The sequence below is a fragment of the Xanthomonas euvesicatoria pv. euvesicatoria genome (assembly GCF_020880415.1).
In the GTDB taxonomy this organism is placed as follows: Bacteria; Pseudomonadota; Gammaproteobacteria; order Xanthomonadales; family Xanthomonadaceae; genus Xanthomonas; species Xanthomonas euvesicatoria.
Window position 1 is genome coordinate 81,378 of record NZ_JAJIUJ010000068.1, and the last position, 21,745, is coordinate 103,122.

Below are 21,745 nucleotides of genomic sequence, written 5' to 3' on the forward strand. Positions count from 1 at the left end.
AGCCGGCTATGCTTGCGCACCGCTTCTGCAGGCCAGCCACGTGCACGACGCTCCACCGCCGCACCCCGACGTCATGGTCCAGCCCGCTCCGGCACAAACCCCAGCCGTGACGCACGGCCAGTGGCAGTCGCTGCCGCGGCGCGGTGCGTATGTGGCGGCGATCAATGGCGCACTCGGCGGCGGATGTGCAGGCCTGATCGCAGCCGGCGTCACGATTGTCTGGCTGCACGCCTGGCGTTACTGGCCGATGGCGCTGGGCGTGACCGCGGTCATTGCCCTGCTCGGCGCATGGCTGGCGGTCAAACGGCATCGGCTGACACATTGGAAACTCGATCAGCACGGCCTGGCGCTACAGCGCGGCCATCTATGGCAAAGCGATACGCGCGTTCCGATTTCGCGCGTGCAGCATGTGGACCTGCGCCGCGGGCCGATCGAACGCGCGACCGGCCTGACCACGTTGGTGGTGCACACCGCCGGCAGCCGGCTCAACGCGGTGGCGTTGTCGGGGCTGGATCAACACGATGCCGAGCGCCTGCGCGACCGCCTGGCCCGGCAGCTCGATCACGACGACGACGCGCTATGAGCGCCGTTGCACATCCCGGCAACGACGAGCAGCGCCTGCATCCGTTGTCGTGGGTGTTCGTGTTGCTGCAGCAGATCTGTCAGTTCCTGATTCCGCTGGCTGCACTGATCCTGTTCGGCAGCCGCGACGGCAATCGCGATGTTGCCGACCAGATCGCCACCGGGGTAGTGATTGCGGTGCTGGTGGCGATTTCGGTGCTGCGCTACTTCACCTACCGCTACCGGATCGGCAGCGATAGCGTGGCCATTCGCAGTGGCCTGCTGGAACGCAGCCGGCGCGATATTCCGTTTGCGCGCATCCACAACGTGGTGGTGCATCAATCGCTGCTGCACCGTCTGGCCGGCGTGGCCGAGGTGCGGCTGGAATCGGCCGGTGGGCACAAGCCGGAAGCGGAAATGCGCGTGCTGCGGCTGGATCAGGCGCTTGCGCTGGAAGATCTGATACGGCGCCGTGCAACCGAGGCAGGCGTGCCGGCGCCGCAGATCGAGGAAGACAGCGGCAGCCTGCTGCGCCTGCCGATGGCCGAGGTCATCCGGCTGGGCCTGATCTCTAATCGCGGCATGGTGGTGGTGGCGGCCGGCTTTGGCGTGATCTACCAGATGATTCCGCGCCGCACGGTGTCCAACTTCGTCGAGCATAACGGCGAGCTGGCCTATCGCTACGTCAGCCAGATCCATCCCGGCGTTGCGGTCACCGCAACGCTGGCGATCCTCGCCACGCTCGCCCTGTTGCTGGCGATGCGCGCGCTGTCGGTCGCCCTGGCGGTGACCCAGTACCACGGCTTCCACCTGAGCGAATCCGAGCGCCGCCTCACCGTGGAGCGCGGGCTGCTGACGCGGATCCGCAGCAGCGTGGCGTTGCGGCGGATCCAGTCGTGGACGTTGTACGAGGGCCTGCTGCATCGCCTGTTCGGTCGTCGCCAGTTGCGGGTGGACACCGCAGTGGCCGGCACTGGCGACACTCACGGCAGCGCGTTGAAGGAACTTGCGCCCATTGCCGACCCGCAACAGTGCGACGCCTTGCTGCAACGCCTGCTGCCTGGTATCGCTTGGCCGCCGACGCAATGGCAGACGATCGCCACGCATTGCTGGTGGCGATTGAGTCTGCCTGCCGCGCTGATGCTGCTGCCGCTGACGGCGGGCTTGGCGTGGCAGCTCGGCAGCCAGGCCTTGTGGTTGCTGGTGTGGCTGCCGTGGAGCGCGTTCAAGGCGCAGCGCCAGGTGCAGCGCATGGCCTATGCGGTGGATGCGCGTTACGTTGCGGTGCGCGGCGGCTGGTGGAAGCGCTGGTGGCGGCTGGCCGAGCTGGACAAGTTGCAGGCGCTGCAACTGCAGCGCTCGCCGCTGGATCGCCTATCCGGCACCGCCACGCTATGGCTGGATACAGTCGGCGCCAGTGCCACCGGCCCGGCATTGCGGCTGCGCTTTGTGCCGCTTGCCCAGGCGCAGGCGCTGCAGGCGCAACTCGGTGCCGCGCTGGCACGGCGCAAGCTGCGCTGGTGATCAGCGTTAGCGCTCAGTAGTTACACTGATCAACATCCGCGATCAGCCTTGGTGCTGCTCGTCAGTCGCAATCCGGGTCAGTGATCTGATCAATGACAAGGACGTAAGTTCGGCAAAACGTCGCCGATCATCACCACCCGCTCGTTGCCGCTGATCGCGCTCAGCGCTGCGCCGGCCCCCAGTAGCCCAACTCGCGACGGATCTGCAACCCGCGCCACACTGCACCCAGCGGTTTGCGACGCAGCCCGCCGAGCTTGCCGGCAATGAAGTCTTCAGTGGCGGCAATCACTCGTTCGGAAGAATGCCCGTCGCGATACGGGTGAATCGCATCGGCGTAACTGGCAAGCGCGCTACGCAATGCCGCATCCGGCGCCAGCGCGCGCGCCAGCTGCTGCGGCAAGTGCTCTGCCTGCCGGAAGTCGAGCATGTGCGGCTGCGGCACACGGTTGCGAAAGGTCACCACCGGTTTGTGCTGCACCACGAACTCGGACACGATCGACGAGGTATCGGAAACCAGCACATCGGCCGCACGTTGCGCGGCCATGACCTCTTCGGGTTCGATGAAGCGTGCGTTGGCGCCTGCCAGTGCGCGATAGCGATCGAACAATTCCTGCGCGCACTTCGGGTGCAAGGTCAGCAACCAGTAATGCGCGCCGCGCGCGATGTCGGCGGCGATCTCGTCGTAGAGTGCGGGCGCCGCGCTCAGGCGCTCGGTAAAGGTGGAACCGAACAGGATCACCGGGCGGCCGGCGGCCGGTGCACGCAAGGCCGCGCTACGGCCGCCATCGTCGCGAAAGACCGGGTCGAGCTTGGGCCAGCCGGTCTCCACCACGGCAAAATGGCCCTCGCGCTGCGCCAGCGCGCGGAACGGCGCGGTGGTGGCGGGGCCTTGCGTGCAGTACAGATCGAACAGGCCACGCACCCGGAAATGGCCGCGGTTGTCCTCGCGCTTTTGCACATTGAAACCGTGAAACAGCTGCACTTTCGCGCCCGACACAAACGGTGGCACCCAGTTGGCGGCACTGAATACCGCACGCGGGCGCAGCGCCAGCGCCTCGCGCAGGCCAACCTCACGCACGCCCGGCAGCGCCAGCCCGCGCGCGCCACTTTCGAACCAGGCCGACACCACGTGCCCGCAGCCCTGTAACGCCTGCGCCAATGGCGCCAGAATAGGCAACGCGTAACGCTCCGTTGCGAACAGCAGGTAATCGGCCATCACATGTCCTCTTCGACCGCACCCGACGAACGGCCGCGCATCAGCGCCTGCATTATCGCGTTCAACGAGGCCGATCGCCTACGCGACTGTCTGGCCTCGCTGGCGTTCTGCGACGAGATCGTGGTGGTGGACTCCGGCTCCACCGATGCCACCACCGCCATCGCCAGCGCACACGGCGCGCGCGTGCTGCAACGCACCTTCGATGGCTACCGCAGCCAGAAGGCATTCTGCGTTGCGCAGGCCAGCCACGACTGGGTGTTGTGCCTGGACGCCGACGAACGCGTCAGCGATGCCCTGCGCGCCTCGATCATCGCTGCGCGCGACGCCGGTTTCGCCACGGCGGCCGGCTACCGCTTCGCACGCCTGTCCGACTACTTCGGTCGCTTCCTGCGCCACGGCAATGCGTATCCGGACCGGGTGCTGCGCTTGTTCGATCGCCGTCGCGGCGGCTGGCGCGGCAAGCGCGAGATCCACGAGGCGGCCAGCGTGGATGGCCCCGTGGAGACCTTGGCGGGCGATCTGATCCATTACCCGTACCGCTCGCTGATGCAGCAGCTGGCCAAGACCCAGCGCTACGCGCAGATGATGGCCGAGCACGAACATGCACGCGGCAAACGCGCCACCTGGAGCAAGCTAGTGCTGGCGCCGGCCTGGCGCTTCTGGCGCGGCTACCTGTTGCGCGGCGGCTTTCGCGATGGCTGGCATGGGCTGATCTACGCCTATGTGCGCGCCAACTACGTCCGCCAGAAGACCATCATGTTGTGGCTGCTGCAAAACAATCAGCCGGTGCAGGACCCGCCACGGGCGCCGGATCGGCGCAGCGAATAAGAACCGGTAAAAACTCCGAGCTGCAGGCACGCTGCTGCGACGCCGCCAACGGTAAGTGGAATCGGTCTGTGCAAGCCAACGCATGCCGACTCCGGCAACGATCGCCCCCCTTCTGTTTGTGCACGGGCGTGTGCCCAGGCACCGAAAGCGCGCTGCCGGGGCATGCGCCACATGCAGCCGGTGGATCATCCGCCGCTATCGAGCGCGTGCCACGTCCGACTGCACCTGTTGCGCCTGCCGCGCCGACAGACCCACCAGCACGCCGACCATGGCCGTGTAGAAGCTCGCCGCCACCTGGTGCGCGAACATCGATTGGGTCAGGCCGCACAAGGCATAACTGATCACGAGCATCACCCCGGCCGCCGCCGGGCCGCGGAACTGCTGCTGCCCGCTGCGCCGATGCAGTCGCACGAACATCCACAGCGGCACGCCGTAGACGGCAAGCAGCAGCAACAGCCCGGGCACGCCCTGGGTGGCACTCCATTCGGCCAGATCGTTGTGCGCATGCCCCAACTGGCAACGGAACAACGACGGGTCGGCGGCACAGGCCGGCAGGTCGTGCATCGCATCGTCGAAACGCCCAACGCCCACACCGGTCAGCGGATGCGCCGTCACCGTGTCCCAAGCCACATGCAGGCGTTCGATACGGGCACCGGCCGACGAATCGGTGTCGCCCACTTCGTAACGCTGCAGGTCGCGCTGCAATTCGCCCAGGCGCATCTGATCGGTCAGCGCCGGCACGCTGAGCGCGACGCCCACCGCCAGCACCGCGCCGCCGATGAAGGTCAGCAGGCGCACGCGCGTGCTGTGCCAGGGCGCACCCCAGATCAGCACGCCCAGCGTGGCCAGCATCGCCAGCCACACCCCGCGGCTGCCGCTGAGCACGATCACCACCACGCTGGCGACCCCAGCGCCCACCAGCCAGCGCACGCTGCCGAGCGGGCGGCAGAACACCGCCACCACCAGCAACATCAGCACGATGTCGGCAAACACAATGGCGTTGGTGAAGCCTTCGGCGCGGTCGGCACCGTTCATCACCTGCAGCAGCGCGATCAGCATGGCCGCAAACACGCCGACCAAGGCACCGCGCCACAACCACAGCTGGCGCGGCTGCAACGCATAGGCCCACAGCGCCGCCCAAGGCAGCACCAGGAAGCGCGAGCGATTGCCCACATCGCGCAGCCCGTGCTCGAACAACGCGATCGACAGCAGCGACATCGCAATCACCGCCACCGTCAGCCAGCCCACCACGCGCAACGACCACTCGCGCGCGGCAATGGCCTCACGCAAGCTGCGCCAGCCCATCAACGAACTAAGCAGCAGGCACAGGCCGAACGGCAGCAACCCGCTCGGCATGCTCACCACCAGCGCAGTCAATGCGAACGCGCCCAGCTCGGCAATGCGCACGCCTGCCCGCGAGGTGGTCGGGGCAGAGGGCGACAGTGACGCGGGTTGGGGACGCAAGGAATTCATCTACAAATCGGTGGGAAAAGGGAGGCGACGCAGTGCGCGGGCTTCGGCAGCGCCGGCCAAGCTAACGATGCGACGCATGAATCCCTGCTAGACGGCGACCGGCCGCTGCATTGACGCGGTGCCAATGGCACCTGGTACGCGCGTGTGCCGGTGGAGTCGGCCGGCTCATTCGGTATCCAGGTTGCCCTGCTCCTTTGCTTCCACCGCACGCTCGCTGGAGCTGGCCACGCAGGGGCCACGCACGGCATCGGACGGCACCAACCACCAGCGCCGGCGATTGGCCACGCCCACCAACTGGCTGCGGCTGCGATCCACGCAGGCCAGCAATGCGGTCTCCTGTGCCATCAGCCAGCGCTGGCCGGGTTGCTCTGCCTGCCAGGCCACGCCGCGCTGCAATTGGGCTTCCCACGGCACCTTGAAGCCGAAGGTCTGCGCAGGCCGGTCGGCCATCAGCAGGTTCTGCTCCTTCCACGCCACCAGCCCGAGTTGCGCATCCGGGCCGATGCGGCGCCCGGCCTCGCGCATCACCGCACCGGCCGAACTGGAATCGTTGAAGATCGGGTAACACACCAGCCCGAACGCCACCCACCACGCGCCAAGCAGCGAAACCACCGCGAACGCGGAGCGGCGCACGCGCACCAGCAGCAGGCTGGCGATGCCCCAGCTACCCACCGCCAGCAGCAGCCAGCCCAGCGGGTCGGTGGCTTCGCTGCCGACCCCGCGGCTGTCCATGATCTTCTGCTCGAAGCCCGGGTGGCCGATCAGCATCGCCACGCCGCCCGTGCTGAACGCCACTGCCAACAGCAGGCCGAACCCGAACAGCAGCCGCTGCACGCCAGCCCGGCGCAGCAGGCCCGGCACCAGCGGCGCCAGCGCCAGGCAGAACATCGGCAGCGCCGGCAGGATGTACACATCGCGCTTGCCGCTGGGAATGGTGAAGAACACCAGCACCAGCAGCCACCAGGCCAGCAGCAGCAGATAGCGCGGATCGCGTCGCTTCAGCCGGCGCCGCCACGCCGGAATCGCCCACGGCAGCAGCAGGATGGTCGGCAGCCACATCGTGGCCATGCTTTGCAGGTGGTACCAGACCGGCTGCGCATGATCCCAGGAGTTGGCGTAGCGCTTGGCGGTCTGGCGCAGCAGGATGTCGTTGAGATACACGCGGTATTCGGGCTGGCCGGCGGTCAGCGCGGTCACCATCATCGGCACGAACCACAGCGCGATTGCCACGAAGAAGAACAGCGGCCCCAGCCAGAAGCGCCGGTCGCGCACGTGCACGCGCACGCCCGGCCAGCCACGCGCCGCTGCAATCCCGGCCGGGATCAGCAGCAGCAGCGCGATGATGCCAACGCCCTTGGTGATCACGCCCAACCCGGCGGCGAACCAGCCCAGCGTCCACCAGCGCCAGGCAGGACCCATCAGCAGATGCCGCAGCAAGCCGTAATTGGCCAGGGTGATCCAGAACACCACCAGCGGGTCGATCTGCGCCTTCTTGGCCTGAAAGGTGAAGTGCAGCGTAAACAGCAGCATCCAGGCCGCATACACGCCCACGCGCCGGGTCCACAGCCGCCGGCCCAGATCGTAGACGCAGGCCAGTGTGCCCAACGCGGCCAGCAACGACGGCAGCAGGAACGCCACCCGCCAATTGCCCAGCAGCGTGTAGAACAGCGCCTGCAGCCACATCAGCATCGGTGGCTTGTCCGAATACAGCTCGTTGCCGCGATGCGGGAACAACCAGTCGCCGCTCAACACCATCTGCTTGGCCACCAGCGCAAAGCGCGGCTCGTCCGCCGGCCATGGGTCACGCAACCCCAGGCCGGCTCCAATTACCAGCACGGCGGTCATGGCCAGCAACCAGACATCGGTGGAAGCGCGATTCTTGAACATCTCGGGCGGCAGTCGGACGCAGAGGGTGGAGCGCTGGACTTCGCGCGATCAGGAGGCTTTTAGCAAAAGCGCGTAGAAAAATCCGTCGCAGTGCGCCTCGCCTGGAAACCGCTGACGTCCGGCGCCGGCGGCATGCCCGAACTGCGCACCCAAAGGCTGCGCCTGTGCATCGGGAGTGCGCTGCAGGAATGCCTCGACCTGCGCCTGGTTCTCGCGCGCCAACAGCGAACAGGTGGTGTACAGCAATTGTCCACCTGGGCGCAGCGTGCGCCAGGTCGCATCCAGTAGCCGCGCCTGCAGCGCGCACAGCGCATCGATATCGTCGGCGCGCCGGTGCAGCAGCACATCCGGTTGACGACGCACCACGCCGGTGGCCGAACATGGCGCGTCCAGCAGCACCGCATCGAACGGCCGGCCGTCCCACCACGCGTCCGGATCGGCGGCGTCGGCCGCCTGCAATGCAACCTGCGCATCGGGGACTGTGCGCTGCAAGGTCTGCTGCACGCGCTCCAGGCGGCGCGCATCCACATCCAGCGCAGTGAGCTGCAAGCCGGGGTGGCGCTCCAGCAGATGCGCCGCCTTGCCGCCCGGCGCCGCGCAGGCATCGAGCACGCGTGCCGACGGCGCCAGGGTCAACGCATCGGCCACCTGCTGGGCAGAGCCGTCCTGCACCGAAACATCGCCTTCGGCAAAGCCCGGCAACTGGCTCACCGGCACGGCGTTGTGCAGGCGCACCGCATCCGGCAGTACCGCGTCGGTGTGCGCGACGATATCCAGTTCGGCCAGTCGCGCGACATACCTCGCAGGGTCGGTGCGCGAACGCTGCACGCGCAGCCACATCGGCGCCATCTGCGCACTGGCGGTAAAAATGGCTTCGGCACGATCGCCCCAGTCCGCGCGCAGCTGCTTGCGCAGCCACGACGGCCAACCGGCATCGTCGGCCACCGCCGGAAATCCTTCGCGCTGGGCGCGCCGCAAGATCGCGTTGACCATGCCGGCCTGACGGGGCCGGCCCAATGCGCGGCACGCATCCACCGTGGCCGACAACGCGGCGTGCGCGGGCAGCTGCAGCACGTCGAGTTGGGCGAAACCGACCATCAGCAGCGCCTTGAGTTCGGCATCGCGGGGCGGCAACGCACGTTCCAGCCATTGCCGCAACGCGACGTCATAGGCCGGACGCCGGCGAATGACCGCAAAGCAGATCGCCTCCACCAGCGCACGATCGCGCGGATCGCCGATGCCGGGCAAGGTGGCGGCAAGTTCGGCCTTCAACGACCGGCCCTGATCGAACACCGCCGTCAGCACGCGTGCGGCGGCCAGGCGCGAGGCAACGCCGGCGGTTGCGGTATCGGCCGACATCAGCGCAGCGCCGGCAGGTCGCGTCGCGCGTTGAGGTAATCGGCGGCGGTGATCGCCTTGCCGCCCTCGCGCTGGAGCACGCGCACCCGCAGCGCACCCTCACCGCAGGCGATATCGATGCCCTGCTTGCTGGCCGCCAGCAGGGTGCCCGGGGGGTGTTGATGGGCCAGTTCAAGCGCCACCGCGCCATGCAGGCGCACGCGCTCGCCCGCCAGGATTGCCTCGGCCACCGGCCATGGGTTGAACGCCCGCACGCGCCGCGCCAGTTCCTGCGCCGGCTGCGCCCAATCCAGCCGCGCCTGCGCCTTGTCCAGCTTGTGCGCATAGGTCACCCCGTCGTCCGGCTGCGGTTGCGCCACCGGACGGATGCCGGCGCGCAACAGGCCCAGGCCATCGGACAGCACCTGCGCGCCCAGCGCGGCCAGCCGGTCGTGCAGCTGCCCGCCGGTTTCCTGCTCGCCAATTTCGATGCGCTGCGACAGCAGCACCGGGCCGGTGTCCAACCCGGCTTCCATCTGCATCAGGCACACCCCGGTCTCGGTGTCGCCGGCCTCGATCGCACGCTGGATCGGCGCGGCGCCACGCCAGCGCGGCAGCAACGAGGCATGCACATTCCAGCAGCCGTGCGTCGGCGCGGCCAGCACTGCCTTGGGCAGGATCAACCCGTAAGCCACCACCACCATCAGGTCCGCATCCAGCTTGCGCACCGTCGCCAATGCTTCGGGCGAACGCAGCGTCTGCGGCTGGAACACGGGAATGCCGCGCGCGACTGCCTCCAGCTTGACCGGCGAGGGCGTCAACCCGCGGCCACGCCCGGCGGGGCGATCCGGCTGCGTGTACACCGCCACCACCTCATGCCGCTGCGCAGCGGCACGTAGCGACGGAACGGCAAAATCCGGCGTACCGGCGAAGATGATTCTCATAAGGCTGGGATTCGGGATTTGGGATTCGGGATGGGCAACGGCAGGTGTGCTGGCCGGGGCGCGAATGGCGTGGAGCTGAGAGGTAGGAGCAGATTTGTGGGGGATTTGGAAACCTGGCGCCAGAACCGCGTTGCCCGTCACCATCGAGCGCAAGGCGGAAATCGCAGCCGGCAATTCGATGCCTGCTACGGCAGTGCCTTATCCAATCCCGAATCCCGATCTTTAAGAGCATCCGTCTGCAGACTGGCCGGTATCGCGATGCGCGGGCAAAGCCCATGAGCCAGATCGCAGCAGACTTCGCATTCGAGGATTCGACACCAGCAGATTCAAAACACTGCAAAAACCCGCTTTTGCCAATCCCCAATCCCCAATCCCGGCCCTCAAGCCACATGCTTGCGCTGTTTGGCCAGTTTCTTGCGCACCATTTCGCGCTTGAGCGGCGAGAGATAATCCACGAACAGCTTGCCGTCCAGGTGGTCCATCTCGTGCTGGATGCACACGGCCAGCAGCCCGTCGGCCTGCAGTTCCTGCGCCTGGCCCTGGCGGTCGAGATAACGCACGGTGATCGCGTCGGCGCGGCTGACATCGGCATAGATGCCGGGCACCGACAGGCAGCCTTCCTGATACAGCTGCTCGCCCTGTTTGCTCACGATCTCGGGGTTGACGAACACCTGCGGCAGGTTTTTCTCGTCGCTGATGTCGATCACCATGAATCGCTTGTGCACGTCCACCTGACTGGCGGCCAGGCCAATGCCTGGCGCCTCGTACATGGTCTGGAACATGTCGTCCAGCAGCGTCTGGAACGCCTGGCTGGTGACCTCGGCAGCATCGACCGGCACCGCCTTGGTGCGCAGCCGCGGGTCGGGAAACTCAAGAATTGGGAGCAAAGCCATGGGGTTACCCGTCTGGAAACACCGGCGCGGCGCCGGCAAGACGCTGTCATTCTAGCGCAATGCTTGCGTGACGCCCCGGTTTCTAGACTATAGTGCGCAGACCTGTTGGGGAATCAGGCAAGAAGGCACCTATGTTGAACCGACTTCGTACGGTCGTCGCTGCGGCGATGCTGACCGTCGCGACCTACGCTGCCGCGCAAGCGGTGGGCGAGCATCCAGACACCTATGTGGTCCGCAAGGGCGATACCTTGTGGGACATCGCTGGGCGTCTCCTGCAAAAACCATGGCTGTGGCCGGAAATCTGGCAAGCCAATCCGCAGATTCAGAATCCGCACCTGATCTATCCGGGTGACGTGATCAGCCTGGCCTATCTGGACCGGGTCGGCAAAGGCACGATCCAGCCCGGCCCGCGCCAGGAAGCGCCGATCAACGCCATTCCGCTGGCCGACGTCGAGCCGTTCCTGAAGAACCTGCGCGTGGTCGACGATTTCGACCAGTTGCCGTATGTGGTGGGTCTGGAAGGCGGACGCACGCGTGCCACCACCGGCCAGGTCGCCTATGTGGTCGGCCTGGAAAACGCGCAGCCGGGCCAGCGCTTTGCGGTGGTTCGCCCGACCGTGAAGTTCAGCCTGCCCAAGCACAACGAAGATCTGGACATGGCCGGCAACATCACCGCCGGCTCGGGCAACATCTGGAAGAACTTCATCGCGCCGAGCACGCGCTGCGAGTTCCTCGGCTACGAGATGGCGCAGGTCAATGTCGGCACCATCACCCGCAGCGCGGCAGGCGGCAACTCCAAGGCGGCGACCCTGCTGTTGCAGGACAGCGGCCGCGAAGTGCGCGCCGGCGATCGCATCGTTGCGGTCGAAGCGCAGCCGTACGATCTGCAGTTCATCCCGCATCCGCCGTCGGAACAGGCGCTGCAGACCGAACTGCGCGTGCTGGCCATCTCCGATGCCTTCACCGTCGGCGGCACGCGCGATGTGATCGCCATCTCCGGCGGCGCCCGCGAAGGCATCAACAACGGCACGGTGTTCTCGATCTGGCGCAAGGGCCGCACGGTCAGCGACCGCGTCAAGCACTCGCGCTTCTCGCGGACCGACGACGATTTCAGCGGCCCGTCCGGCTCCACCGTCGGCCTGCCCGACGAGTACGCCTCGCATGCGATGGTGTTCCGCACCTTCGACAAGGTCAGCTATGCGCTGGTGATGGAAAGCGTCAAGCCGACCGGCCTGGGCTATTTCGTCAAGCATCCTGACGCGCAATAAGCGAAAGATCCGATGCACCAACGCGACGGCGCCCGAGGGCGCCGTCGTCGTTTGCGGCCTAGCCTGGGTGTATGGCCCAAACCGCTCCCGACCTGCGCGCACTGCTCATCCTGCTGCTGGCAGGCGGCCGCAGCCCGCCGCGCCGAAAATTGCTGACCTCGTACGGGTCAGCGTCCGAAATGCTGGCAGCCGGGCCTGGGGCGTGGCGCGCCGCTGGTTGCGATGAGGTGCAGGCTGCGCTGCTGCAGGGCCCCGATCCACAGGCGCTGGAGGCCGGGCTGCGCTGGTGCGAACAGCCCGGCCACCACCTGATCGGCTGGTGCGATCCGGATTACCCGGCCCTGTTGCGGCATATCGCCAATCCGCCGATGGCCTTGTTCGTGGACGGCGACCCCAATGTCCTCTGGCACCCGGGCGTGGCGGTGGTCGGCAGCCGCTCGGCCACTGCCGGCGGCCGCGACCATACCCGCGCATTCGCCTCCAGCCTGGCCTGCGCCGGGCTGAGCATCGTCAGCGGCATGGCCGCCGGCGTGGATGCGATCGCACACGAGGCCGCATTGGCCCAGCACGACGGCATCACCGTGGCGGTGGTCGGCACAGGTGTCGATGTCGCCTATCCCGAGCGGCACCAAGGCTTGCGCGATCGCATCGCCGAACGCGGCGCGGTGGTCAGCGAATATCTGCCTGGCACTGCTCCGGTCGCGGCGCACTTTCCGGCCCGCAACCGGATCATTGCCGGGCTGGCACTGGGGACGCTGGTGGTCGAAGCGGCGATGCGTTCGGGCGCACTGATTACCGCCCGGCTGGCGGCCGAAGCAGGGCGCGAGGTGTTCGCCCTCCCCGGCTCGCTGCACAATCCGCTCGCGCGCGGCTGCCATCACCTGATCCGGCAGGGCGCCACGCTGGCGCAGGAGCCCGCACAGGTCATTGAGGGACTGGGCCAGCTGTCCGGCGAATTGGCCACCGCCTTGCGCAAGCGCCTGGCAGCCCCCACTGAATTGCCCAGCAAGGCAACCACCAGTGCTGGCGCCGGTCCCGCCCGCTCCGATCCCGACTACCAGCGCTTGTGGCAAGCGCTGGGCCACGACCCAACCCCTATGGATTCATTGGTGCAGCGCACCGGATTGACGGTCGCCGCGCTGTCCTCCATGCTGCTCATCATGGAACTGGAGGGAGACGTGGTCACCGAGCACGGTCGCTATACCCGCAATCCTTAGTTTCTTCACCTCCACAGCGTCGCGCGACGCAGGCCGAGGGCAATGAAAGAGAGCATTCTCGATGTACTGCTGTACCTGTTTGAACATTACTTCAGCGAAGACGCGGACCTGGTCCGTGACCGTGACTCGCTTCAAAATGGCCTGATCCAGGCCGGTTTCAGTCCCGCAGAAATCAGCAAGGCCTTCGATTGGCTGGACGCGCTTTCCGAGCAGCGGCCCAGCGTCGCGCGGCCGCATGTCGATGGACCGGTGCGTATCTATCACGGGCCGGAGCTGGACAAGCTCGATGTCGACTGCCGCGGGTTTCTGCTGTTCCTCGAGCAACACCGCATTCTCGACGCCGACCAGCGCGAGTTGGTGCTGGACCGCGCCATGGCGCTGGATCAGGACGAACTGGATCTGGACGACCTCAAGTGGGTGGTGCTGATGGTGTTGTTCAACCAGCCCGGGGCGGAAGCGGCCTATGCCTGGATGGAAACCCAGATGTTCCTGGACGAGCCTGAATCCGTACACTGAGCGTTGAAGCCGCCACGGATGTGCGTGCAGGGGAACGGGGATGCGCAGTTGGTATTACGCCGATGGCCACCGCCATCGGCATGGTCCGGTGGCCGACGACGTCTTGCTGGGCCTGTATCGCGATCGCGTGATCGCCCTGGATACGCTGGTCTGGCGCGAAGGCCTGGACAACTGGTTGCCGCTGTCAGCGTGCGCCGACACCCTGGGCCCGCCAGTCTCCACGGATGTGCGTGCGGGCGCGGTTCCGCCGCCGTTGCCGCCTGCCGCGGCGCACATTCCGCCTGCCCAGTCGTCTGTCGCGCCACCAGTGCAGCCACGTCGCAATGGCCCCGGCTGGCCGCTGGTTGCAGTGCTGGGTGCGCTGGCCGGTGTTTTCGTGATGGTGGGCGTCATCGGCATCCTCGCTGCGATCGCGTTCCCGGCCTACAACGATTACCTGAGCCGCGCCAAGGTCGCCGAGGCGGTCGGCGAACTGGCCGCATTGAAGCCGCAGATCACCGGATTCCTGGCCAGTGAGGGCCGCTGCCCGGTCAATGACGACGCGGGGTTCAAGCCACCCGAGCAGTACGCGAGCGAGCGGCTGAGCAGCGTGCGCATCGGCCGTTTCGAGGGCAGCGAATGCGGCATCGAAGCCGTGCTCCATGCGCCCAAGTCGGCCAGAATCGACGGCAAGGCCGTGTGGCTGGAGCTGGATGCGGATGCCGGCAGCTGGCACTGCAGTTCCGAAATCGACGACACCCAACTTCCACCGGATTGCCGCGGCTGACTGCCTGCTGCATGCCGATCGCTACACGTTAAGGGGACAACATGACGCAGTGGTACTACGCCGACGCACAGCGGCAGCGCCAGGGGCCGGTGGACACGGACACGCTTCGCGCGCGCCTGTCGCAGGGCATCATCGACCGTTCCAGCCTGGTCTGGCGCGAAGGTCTGGCGCAGTGGGTGGCACTGCACGAGATCGAGGGCGAGCTGGGCTTGGACAGCGCGGCGGCGGCCGCGGCCCCGGAAGCCGGCGGGCAGATGCCGGCGGATGCGGCAAGCCATGCACCATTGTCGGCTGCGCATCCCGGCCACGACGCGCCGGCGACAGGTTCGCCCACCGCGACCCTGCCGATCGATGACCACGCCAGGGGGACATCGCACTGGCAACCGGCAGCTGCCGATGGCGGCATTGAGGGTGCGGGTGCAGGCACCAGCGCCAGCGATACCGGCGCGGCTGCCGGTGCCGATCACCGCCCGGCAATCGCCCCATTACACCGGCCACACGATCAATCCCCTTCATCAGACACGTCGGCATGGTCCACCACGCCGCTGGCGTCAGATCCAAGCCCGACCGCGCCCTCGGGCACCACGTGGCCACCGGGTTACACCGCGGCAGCGGCGACCACGCCACCTCCAGGGGCCTGGGATGCCCCGGCCCTCGCCGCGCCCGCCGCAGACACGGCGCTGCAGGATGCGCCAGTGGTCTACGCCGGGCTCTGGCGGCGCGTGGCCGCCAGCATTCTCGATAGCCTGATCACCACCTTTGCGGTGTACCTGATCGTGATTCCGCTGGTGTTCGTGGTGGCGCTGGTCACCACGCGCGGCGATTCGGGTTCGGCGCTGGACGACGGCAGTGCGCTCGGCATCGCCATCGTGGTGATGTCCTACGGCATCGGCCTGGCCATCCCGACGCTGTATTTCGCCTGGATGCAGTCCAGCCGGCATCAGGCCAGCCTGGGCAAGCTCGCCTGCGGCATCAAGCTGGTGCGCGCCGACAGCAACGGCGGGCGGGTCGGATTCTGGCGCAATGTGCTGCGCTATCTGGCCTACATGCTGATCAGCGTGCTCACCCTGGGCATCGGCGTGATCGTGGCGGCCTTCATGGCCGGCATGACCGCGCGCAAGCAGGCTCCGCACGACAAGGTCTGCGACACCCTGGTGGTGGACCGTTGGGCATTCACTGAGCATCCGGAGCGCCAATCCAGGGGTCTGGATACCGTGTCCATCGTGGTTCTGGCCATTTACGCGGTGATCCTGGTGCTCTCGGTGGTGGCCGTCGCCTTCATGCTGGCGGCGATCGGAATGAGCCAGCGCTAGCAATTCGCGGCGCCGGCCGCTTGACACGGCGGCGTCCGCCGTGATCTTTCTAATAAGAGAACTGAACGCCCGGGAGTCCTTCCCGGGCGTTAACGCGTGGGAAACGGTCGATCTGCTTCCCTCGACCGGCCAATTAGGCCACGCTACCCGCCCCCCGGGCTCCGCCCCAAGAAGTTGCCACCATGCCCAAGCACCTGCTCATCGTCGAATCGCCCGCCAAGGCCAAGACGATCAATAAATACCTCGGCAAGGACTTCACCGTCCTGGCCTCGTATGGGCACGTGCGCGACCTGGTCCCCAAGGAAGGCGCGGTTGATCCGGACAACGGCTTTGCGATGCGTTACGACCTGATCGAGAAGAACGAGAAGCACGTCGAAGCCATTGCGCGTGCCGCCAAGAGTGCCGACGACATCTTTCTGGCGACCGACCCGGACCGCGAGGGCGAGGCGATCAGCTGGCACATCGCCGAGATCCTGAAAGAGCGCGGCCTGCTCAAGGACAAGCCGATGCAGCGGGTGGTGTTCACCGAGATCACCCCGCGCGCGATCAAGGAGGCGATGGCAAAGCCACGCATGATCGCCGGCGACCTGGTGGATGCGCAGCAGGCGCGCCGCGCGCTCGATTACCTGGTCGGCTTCAACCTCTCGCCGGTGCTGTGGCGCAAGGTGCAGCGCGGACTGTCCGCTGGCCGCGTGCAATCGCCGGCGCTGCGCATGATCGTCGAGCGCGAAGAAGAGATCGAAGCCTTTATCCCGCGCGAATACTGGTCCATCGACGCGCACTGTCGGCATCCCTCGCAGGCGTTCAATGCGCGGCTGATCAAGCTGGACGGGCAGAAGTTCGAGCAGTTCACCGTGACCGACGGCGACACCGCCGAGGCGGCGCGCCTGCGCATCCAGCAGGCCGCGCAAGGCGTGCTGCATGTCACCGACGTGGCCAGCAAGGAGCGTAAGCGCCGCCCCGCCCCGCCGTTCACCACCTCCACGCTGCAGCAGGAAGCCTCGCGCAAGCTCGGCTTCACCACCCGCAAGACCATGCAGGTGGCGCAGAAGTTGTACGAAGGCGTGGCACTCGGCGACGAAGGCTCGGTCGGTCTGATCAGCTACATGCGTACCGACTCGGTGAACCTGTCGCAGGACGCGCTGGCGGAAATCCGCGATGTGATCGCGCGCGATTTCGGCACCGCTTCGCTGCCCGACCAGCCCAACGCCTACACCACCAAGTCCAAGAACGCGCAGGAAGCCCACGAAGCGGTGCGCCCGACCTCCGCGCTGCGCACGCCTGCGCAAGTGGCGCGCTTCCTGTCCGAGGACGAGCGCCGCCTGTACGAGCTGATCTGGCGCCGCGCAGTGGCCTGCCAGATGATTCCGGCCACGCTCAATACGGTCAGCGTGGACCTGTCGGCCGGCAGCGAGCACGTGTTCCGCGCCAGCGGCACCACCGTGGTGGTCCCGGGCTTTCTGGCCGTGTACGAAGAAGGCAAGGACACCAAGAGCAGCGAGGACGAAGATGAGGGCCGCAAGCTGCCGCTGATGAAGGCCGGCGACAACGTCCCGCTGGACCGCATCGTCACCGATCAGCACTTCACCCAGCCGCCGCCGCGCTTCACCGAAGCGGCGCTGGTCAAGGCGCTGGAGGAATACGGCATCGGCCGTCCTTCCACCTATGCCTCGATCATCCAGACCCTGCAGTTCCGCAAATACGTCGAGATGGAAGGCCGCAGCTTCCGCCCCACCGACGTCGGCCGCGCGGTGTCCAAGTTCCTGTCCGGGCATTTCACCCGCTATGTCGATTACGACTTCACCGCCAATCTGGAAGACGATCTGGATGCGGTGTCGCGCGGCGAAGCCGAGTGGATCCCGTTGATGGAGAAGTTCTGGGGCCCGTTCAAGGAATTGGTCGAAGATAAGAAAGACTCGCTGGACAAGACCGATGCCGGCAGCGTGCGCGTGCTCGGCACCGACCCGAAAAGCGGCAAGGAAGTCAGCGCGCGCATCGGCCGCTTCGGCCCGATGGTGCAGATCGGCACGGTCGAAGACGAGGACAAGCCCACCTTCGCGTCGCTGCGTCCTGGCCAGAGCATCTATTCGATCTCGCTGGAAGACGCGCTGGAACTGTTCAAGATGCCGCGCCTGCTCGGCCAGGACCAGGACCAGGACGTCAGCGTGGGCATCGGCCGTTTCGGCCCGTTCGCGCGCCGCGGCAGCACCTATGCCTCGCTGAAGAAGGAAGACGACCCCTACACCATCGACCTGGCGCGCGCGGTCTTCCTGATCGAAGAGAAGGAAGAGATCGCACGCAACCGGGTGATCAAGGAATTCGACGGCAGCGACATCCAGGTGCTCAACGGACGCTTCGGCCCGTATATCAGCGACGGCAAGCTCAATGGCAAGATCCCCAAGGATCGTGAGCCGGCGTCGTTGACGTTCGAAGAAGTGCAGCAGCTGCTGGCCGACACCGGCAAGCCGGTGCGCAAGGGCTTTGGCGCCAAGAAGGCCACCCTGAAGAAGAATACGGTCAAGGATTCGGCGCCGAAGAAGCCTGCCGTCAAGAAGACCGCGACCAAGACCGCAGCCAGCAAGACCGCCGTCAAGAAGGCGCCGGCCAAGAAGACCGCTGCCAAAACGGCCGCCAAGCGCGTGGTCAAGAAAACCGTGAGCAAGGCCGCAGGCTGAGAGGCGCAGCATGACCGACACACTCGACCTGGATCGCGCCGTCGCCACACTGACGCAGGGCGGCGTGATCGCCTACCCGACCGAAGCGGTGTGGGGACTGGGATGCGACCCGCGCCAGGAGGCGGCCGTACTGCGGCTGCTGGAGATCAAGCGGCGCCCGGTGGAGAAAGGCGTGATCGTGGTGGCGTCGAGCGTGGACCTGCTGCGCGACTGGGTCGACATCGACGCACTGGAGCCGGCACGCCGGCAGGACGTGCTGGCCAGCTGGCCCGGCCCGCACACCTGGATCCTGCCGGTCACCGCTCGGGCGCCGCGATGGGTCACCGGCGAGCATGATGGGCTGGCGGTACGCATCAGCGCGCATCCCGTGGTGGCAGCGCTGTGCGCGGCCTGGGGGGCGCCGCTGGTGTCGACCAGCGCCAACCTGGCCGGCGAGCCGCCAGCGCGCAGCCGTGCCGCCCTGGATCCGGCATTGCTGGCGACAATCGACGGCGTGGTGGATGGCGAAACCGGCGCCCTGGCGCAGCCGACCCAGATCCGCGACGCACGCAGCGGGCAGATCCTGCGCGACTGAGTGCGGCCGAGAAACGGCCGCGCAGCCATGAGGCGCGCGCGGCGGGTCCATTGGTCGTCTATCCCCACGCCGAATGTTCCGGGCCGTCGCCCTTGGCGGCCTACCCGGCCACTGCTGGCATTCCGGAAGCAGGCCGCAGCCATCCGGCGCGTTGTCGCCTCGCCCCTGCACAGCGTTCGTTCAGCCGCACCCCCTTTGCGGCGGCCGCACGGACGCGCACACTGCAGCCATGCGTACCGTCCTGACTCTTCTGCTGCTCGCCGCGGCGCTGCCGGCGTCGGCCGCCACCACCGCGAGCAAACCCGACCCGAATGTGCGGGTCTATCGCTGCGTGAGCAGCACCGGCACCGTCGCCCTGCAGGATGCACCCTGCAGCAGCGGTCGCCAGCAGGTGCTGGATCTGCAACGGCCGCAAGACCCGCCGCCGCGTCCAGCGCGCGTGGAGCCGCCGGCACCGGTCGCCGCAGCGCCCACGCATGAGGTCCGCATCGTTACCGTGCAACCGCCACAGCCGATGTACGAGTGCACCACCGAAGACGGCAACCGCTACACAAGCGACAGCCCGGAAGGCAATCCGCGCTGGGTGCCGACCTGGGGGCCCGCCTATGTGGGCAACACCATTGCTCCCCCGGTCCGCGGCGGTGGCGGCATCCAGCGTCCACCGATCTCGGTGAGCCCGCGTCCGGCGATCTCGGTGCAGGGTGGCTCCGGACGAGGAAGCGTCCGCGGCAGCGCAAGCTTCGGCGTAGATAGCTACCAAAGCGGCTATCAGGGCGGTTACAACGGCGGCGGATACGGCGGCACGGTCATCGTGCCGTACGGCAACGTGCAGATCCGCGACGAATGCCACGCCCTGCCCGCACAGGAAGTCTGCGCGCGGCTGGCCGACCGCCGTTGGGAGCTGATCCGCCGCTACAACAGCGCGCTGCAGAGCGAGCGCGAGGATCTCAGCCGCGAACAGCGCGGCATCGAGGCACGCCAGCAACGCGACTGCGGCGGCGCATGAGGCGCTGGCCGTTATTGGGCGCAATGACGCTCAGCATGATGGCGCTCGGTTCGCTGGCCGGCGCGCAGGAAGTGGCCATCTATCGCTGTACCGATCCGACTGGCGCACTGACGGTGCAGAACATGCCGTGCCCGAAGGGCATGCAACAACAGAAGAAGCTGATGACCGCACCGGCGGCGGTGCCATTCGCGCCCGGCGGCGCTACCAACCCAGCGCCTGCACCTGCGATGCCAGCGGCGCAACCAAGGGCTGCTGCGCAGGCGGCTGCATCGGCACCCGCCGCACCGGCCACGCCCGCCGCACCGCCAGCACCGACGGTTACCTCGACATCGACCCTGCCACCGCCGCCGCTGTTCGAGTGCACCGCACACGACAACGGGCGTTACTTTACCGAAGACCGCGAACCGGCCACGCGCTGCCTGCCGATGCAGACCACCAATCTGGCCGGCGGCCCGGCCACCGGGGGCGGCAGCGCCTGCGAGGTGGTCACCGACCGCTGCGCGCCGGTGCCGGACCAGAGCCTGTGCGAGGCCTGGCGCAAACGCGCCGAGCAGGCCGAATCCACCTGGCGCTTCTCCGATGACGCGCAGTCGGCCGAACGCAAACAACGCTATGAGCAGATGCGCCGGGTTCTCGACGAGAGCCGTTGCGCCAATCCGGCCGCCACGCCCTGAGCACGCCTGTCGCGCGATGAGCCAACGGGTCTGGACGGTCGGCGGGCAATCGCCATTTGGCTGAAAGACGACGCGCAGCATGGGCGGGTGCATGAACATGGTGCATGAACATGCCGGCTCTGCGTCCATGCGCATCCACTCGGAACCAGGCAGTATGTGTCGCCTGCGCTAGAACCCGTAGCGCAAGAAGCCGCCGTCCACGGCGATGCATTCGCCGGTGATGTAACTGGCAGCCGGCAGACATAAAAAACCCACCGCCGCGGCAACTTCTTCCGGTTCGCCAATGCGGCGCATCGGCGTGCGTTCGATGACCTGTTCGTAGTAGTCCGGATCCGACAACGGACCGGAGGTGCGGCGGGTACGGATGTACCACGGCGCCACCGCGTTGACGCGGATGCCGTCTTCGGCCCACTCCACCGCCAGGTTGCGCGTCATTTGCTGCAACGCCGCCTTGGTCATGCCGTACGGCGCGCCGCTGCGCACATGGGTGATGCCCGAGACGCTGCCGACGTTGACGATGGCCGAGGCTGCGTGTTGCGTCAGCAACGGGTGCGCATAACGCGACAGTTCGAATGCGGAAAACACGTTGGTTTCGAAGATGCCGCGCCACTCGTCTTCGGTGTAATCGATCGCGGCGCGGGTCACGTTGCCGCCGGCGTTGTTGATCAGCAGATGCAGACCGTCGGCGTGGTCTTCCACCCAATCCAGGATCGCGCGGCGCTCTTCATCGTCGGAGACATCGGCGGCCAGCCCGTGCAGTTCGCGCTCGGGAAACTCGTCGGCAAGCTCATCGCGCGCCTGCGCCAGGGCATCGGCATCGCGCGCCACCATCAGCAGGTCGGCACCGAAGCCGAGCAGCTCGCGCGCGATGGCAAGACCAATCCCGGCACTGGCGCCGGTGATGAGGGCGGTCTGTCCATCCAGCCGCCAACGGTGCGTTGTCACGTGGTAATCCTCTTCAAAGCGCAGGAAACGGCCGCTGCAACGCAGTTGACGCGCATGCGTGGCCCGGGCGTTAGAGCGTGGTATGCACGTTGAGATGAGATGCGTTGGCCGCCAGCGGTGCGGAGCG

General features: G+C 67.1%; 19 protein-coding genes. 12 read left to right on the forward strand and 7 right to left on the reverse strand.

Annotated elements, in window-relative coordinates; all coding sequences use genetic code 11:
- The first annotated feature begins 106 nt into the window (after positions 1-106).
- Together LN450_RS11380 and LN450_RS11385 are read left to right on the forward strand one after the other, a co-directional pair.
- The gene (locus LN450_RS11380) at positions 107-583 is read left to right on the forward strand and encodes a PH domain-containing protein (protein WP_011348774.1); all 477 of its coding nucleotides are present in this window, start codon (positions 107-109) and stop codon (positions 581-583) included.
- Entirely contained in the window at positions 580-2,085 is a 1,506-nt protein-coding gene (locus LN450_RS11385) for a PH domain-containing protein (RefSeq protein ID WP_011348775.1), read from the forward strand. Before LN450_RS11380 ends, LN450_RS11385 begins: the two co-directional genes overlap by 4 nt.
- A 160-nt stretch (positions 2,086-2,245) precedes the next feature.
- Here the strand turns inward: LN450_RS11385 and LN450_RS11390 are convergent, their stop codons facing one another.
- Entirely contained in the window at positions 2,246-3,304 is a 1,059-nt protein-coding gene (locus LN450_RS11390) for a CDP-glycerol glycerophosphotransferase family protein (protein WP_074038444.1), read from the reverse strand.
- Here LN450_RS11390 and LN450_RS11395 point away from each other — a divergent pair, their 5' ends adjacent.
- A complete protein-coding gene (locus LN450_RS11395) occupies positions 3,305-4,129 on the forward strand; it encodes a glycosyltransferase family 2 protein (protein ID WP_011348778.1) in 825 nt (274 codons plus the stop codon).
- A 195-nt stretch (positions 4,130-4,324) separates the two neighbouring features.
- On the opposite strand, the gene LN450_RS11400 is transcribed toward LN450_RS11395, so the two are convergent.
- From LN450_RS11400 to def, 5 genes are all read right to left on the reverse strand, one after another.
- Entirely contained in the window at positions 4,325-5,602 is a 1,278-nt protein-coding gene (locus LN450_RS11400) for an O-antigen ligase family protein (protein ID WP_011348779.1), read from the reverse strand.
- Between the two features lie 165 nt (positions 5,603-5,767).
- Positions 5,768-7,489 carry an ArnT family glycosyltransferase gene (locus LN450_RS11405; RefSeq protein ID WP_011348780.1) on the reverse strand — a complete coding sequence of 574 codons (1,722 nt, stop codon included), beginning with the start codon at positions 7,487-7,489 and terminating at the stop codon, positions 5,768-5,770.
- A gap of 48 nt (positions 7,490-7,537) precedes the next feature.
- On the reverse strand, positions 7,538-8,848 hold the full coding sequence (gene rsmB / locus LN450_RS11410) for a 16S rRNA (cytosine(967)-C(5))-methyltransferase RsmB (protein ID WP_011348781.1): 1,311 nt from the start codon (positions 8,846-8,848) through the stop codon (positions 7,538-7,540).
- Positions 8,848-9,771, reverse strand: coding sequence for a methionyl-tRNA formyltransferase (gene fmt, locus LN450_RS11415; protein WP_011348782.1), 924 nt, complete (start codon positions 9,769-9,771; stop codon positions 8,848-8,850). Before fmt ends, rsmB begins: the two co-directional genes overlap by 1 nt.
- Positions 9,772-10,151: 380 nt before the next feature.
- A complete protein-coding gene (gene def / locus LN450_RS11420) occupies positions 10,152-10,664 on the reverse strand; it encodes a peptide deformylase (protein ID WP_008572823.1) in 513 nt (170 codons plus the stop codon).
- A 131-nt stretch (positions 10,665-10,795) separates the two neighbouring features.
- On the opposite strand from def, the gene LN450_RS11425 reads away from it, so the two are divergent.
- The 9 genes from LN450_RS11425 to LN450_RS11465 all read left to right on the forward strand — a co-directional run bounded on the left by LN450_RS11425 (position 10,796) and on the right by LN450_RS11465 (position 20,673).
- Entirely contained in the window at positions 10,796-11,932 is a 1,137-nt protein-coding gene (locus LN450_RS11425) for a LysM peptidoglycan-binding domain-containing protein (protein ID WP_011348783.1), read from the forward strand.
- Between the two features lie 71 nt (positions 11,933-12,003).
- Positions 12,004-13,149, forward strand: a complete 1,146-nt coding sequence (dprA, locus tag LN450_RS11430; RefSeq protein ID WP_039418754.1) for a DNA-processing protein DprA — start codon at positions 12,004-12,006, stop codon at positions 13,147-13,149.
- Positions 13,150-13,191: 42 nt separating this feature from the next.
- Positions 13,192-13,665, forward strand: coding sequence for a DUF494 family protein (locus tag LN450_RS11435; RefSeq protein WP_011348785.1), 474 nt, complete (start codon positions 13,192-13,194; stop codon positions 13,663-13,665).
- A 40-nt stretch (positions 13,666-13,705) separates the two neighbouring features.
- Complete coding sequence (locus tag LN450_RS11440) at positions 13,706-14,431, forward strand: pilin (protein ID WP_011348786.1); 726 nt, start codon at positions 13,706-13,708, stop codon at positions 14,429-14,431.
- 41 nt (positions 14,432-14,472) lie between these two features.
- Positions 14,473-15,744: an RDD family protein gene (locus tag LN450_RS11445; RefSeq protein ID WP_011348787.1), complete on the forward strand. Its 1,272-nt coding sequence runs from the start codon at positions 14,473-14,475 to the stop codon at positions 15,742-15,744.
- A 182-nt stretch (positions 15,745-15,926) separates the two neighbouring features.
- A complete protein-coding gene (locus LN450_RS11450; protein WP_011348788.1) occupies positions 15,927-18,419 on the forward strand; it encodes a DNA topoisomerase I in 2,493 nt (830 codons plus the stop codon).
- Between the two features lie 10 nt (positions 18,420-18,429).
- Complete coding sequence (gene tsaC, locus LN450_RS11455) at positions 18,430-18,993, forward strand: L-threonylcarbamoyladenylate synthase type 1 TsaC (protein WP_008572029.1); 564 nt, start codon at positions 18,430-18,432, stop codon at positions 18,991-18,993.
- 229 nt (positions 18,994-19,222) lie between these two features.
- A complete protein-coding gene (locus tag LN450_RS11460) occupies positions 19,223-19,999 on the forward strand; it encodes a hypothetical protein (protein ID WP_039418756.1) in 777 nt (258 codons plus the stop codon).
- Between the two features lie 23 nt (positions 20,000-20,022).
- A complete protein-coding gene (locus LN450_RS11465; protein ID WP_005911401.1) occupies positions 20,023-20,673 on the forward strand; it encodes a DUF4124 domain-containing protein in 651 nt (216 codons plus the stop codon).
- Between the two features lie 168 nt (positions 20,674-20,841).
- On the opposite strand, the gene LN450_RS11470 is transcribed toward LN450_RS11465, so the two are convergent.
- Complete coding sequence (locus LN450_RS11470) at positions 20,842-21,618, reverse strand: SDR family oxidoreductase (protein WP_011348791.1); 777 nt, start codon at positions 21,616-21,618, stop codon at positions 20,842-20,844.
- Positions 21,619-21,745: the final 127 nt, after the last annotated feature.

Excerpts from the sequence above, each read along its gene's own strand:
- LN450_RS11385 (WP_011348775.1), top strand. The coding sequence starts at position 580 with ATGAGCGCCGTTGCACATCCCGGCAACGACGAGCAGCGCCTGCATCCG.
- LN450_RS11395 (WP_011348778.1), top strand. The coding sequence starts at position 3,305 with ATGTCCTCTTCGACCGCACCCGACGAACGGCCGCGCATCAGCGCCTGC.
- LN450_RS11400 (WP_011348779.1), bottom strand. The coding sequence starts at position 5,602 with ATGAATTCCTTGCGTCCCCAACCCGCGTCACTGTCGCCCTCTGCCCCG.
- LN450_RS11405 (WP_011348780.1), bottom strand. The coding sequence starts at position 7,489 with ATGTTCAAGAATCGCGCTTCCACCGATGTCTGGTTGCTGGCCATGACC.
- rsmB (WP_011348781.1), bottom strand. The coding sequence starts at position 8,848 with ATGTCGGCCGATACCGCAACCGCCGGCGTTGCCTCGCGCCTGGCCGCC.
- fmt (WP_011348782.1), bottom strand. The coding sequence starts at position 9,771 with ATGAGAATCATCTTCGCCGGTACGCCGGATTTTGCCGTTCCGTCGCTA.
- def (WP_008572823.1), bottom strand. The coding sequence starts at position 10,664 with ATGGCTTTGCTCCCAATTCTTGAGTTTCCCGACCCGCGGCTGCGCACC.
- LN450_RS11425 (WP_011348783.1), top strand. The coding sequence starts at position 10,796 with ATGTTGAACCGACTTCGTACGGTCGTCGCTGCGGCGATGCTGACCGTC.
- dprA (WP_039418754.1), top strand. The coding sequence starts at position 12,004 with ATGGCCCAAACCGCTCCCGACCTGCGCGCACTGCTCATCCTGCTGCTG.
- LN450_RS11435 (WP_011348785.1), top strand. The coding sequence starts at position 13,192 with ATGAAAGAGAGCATTCTCGATGTACTGCTGTACCTGTTTGAACATTAC.
- LN450_RS11440 (WP_011348786.1), top strand. The coding sequence starts at position 13,706 with ATGCGCAGTTGGTATTACGCCGATGGCCACCGCCATCGGCATGGTCCG.
- LN450_RS11445 (WP_011348787.1), top strand. The coding sequence starts at position 14,473 with ATGACGCAGTGGTACTACGCCGACGCACAGCGGCAGCGCCAGGGGCCG.
- LN450_RS11450 (WP_011348788.1), top strand. The coding sequence starts at position 15,927 with ATGCCCAAGCACCTGCTCATCGTCGAATCGCCCGCCAAGGCCAAGACG.
- tsaC (WP_008572029.1), top strand. The coding sequence starts at position 18,430 with ATGACCGACACACTCGACCTGGATCGCGCCGTCGCCACACTGACGCAG.
- LN450_RS11460 (WP_039418756.1), top strand. The coding sequence starts at position 19,223 with ATGCGTACCGTCCTGACTCTTCTGCTGCTCGCCGCGGCGCTGCCGGCG.
- LN450_RS11465 (WP_005911401.1), top strand. The coding sequence starts at position 20,023 with ATGACGCTCAGCATGATGGCGCTCGGTTCGCTGGCCGGCGCGCAGGAA.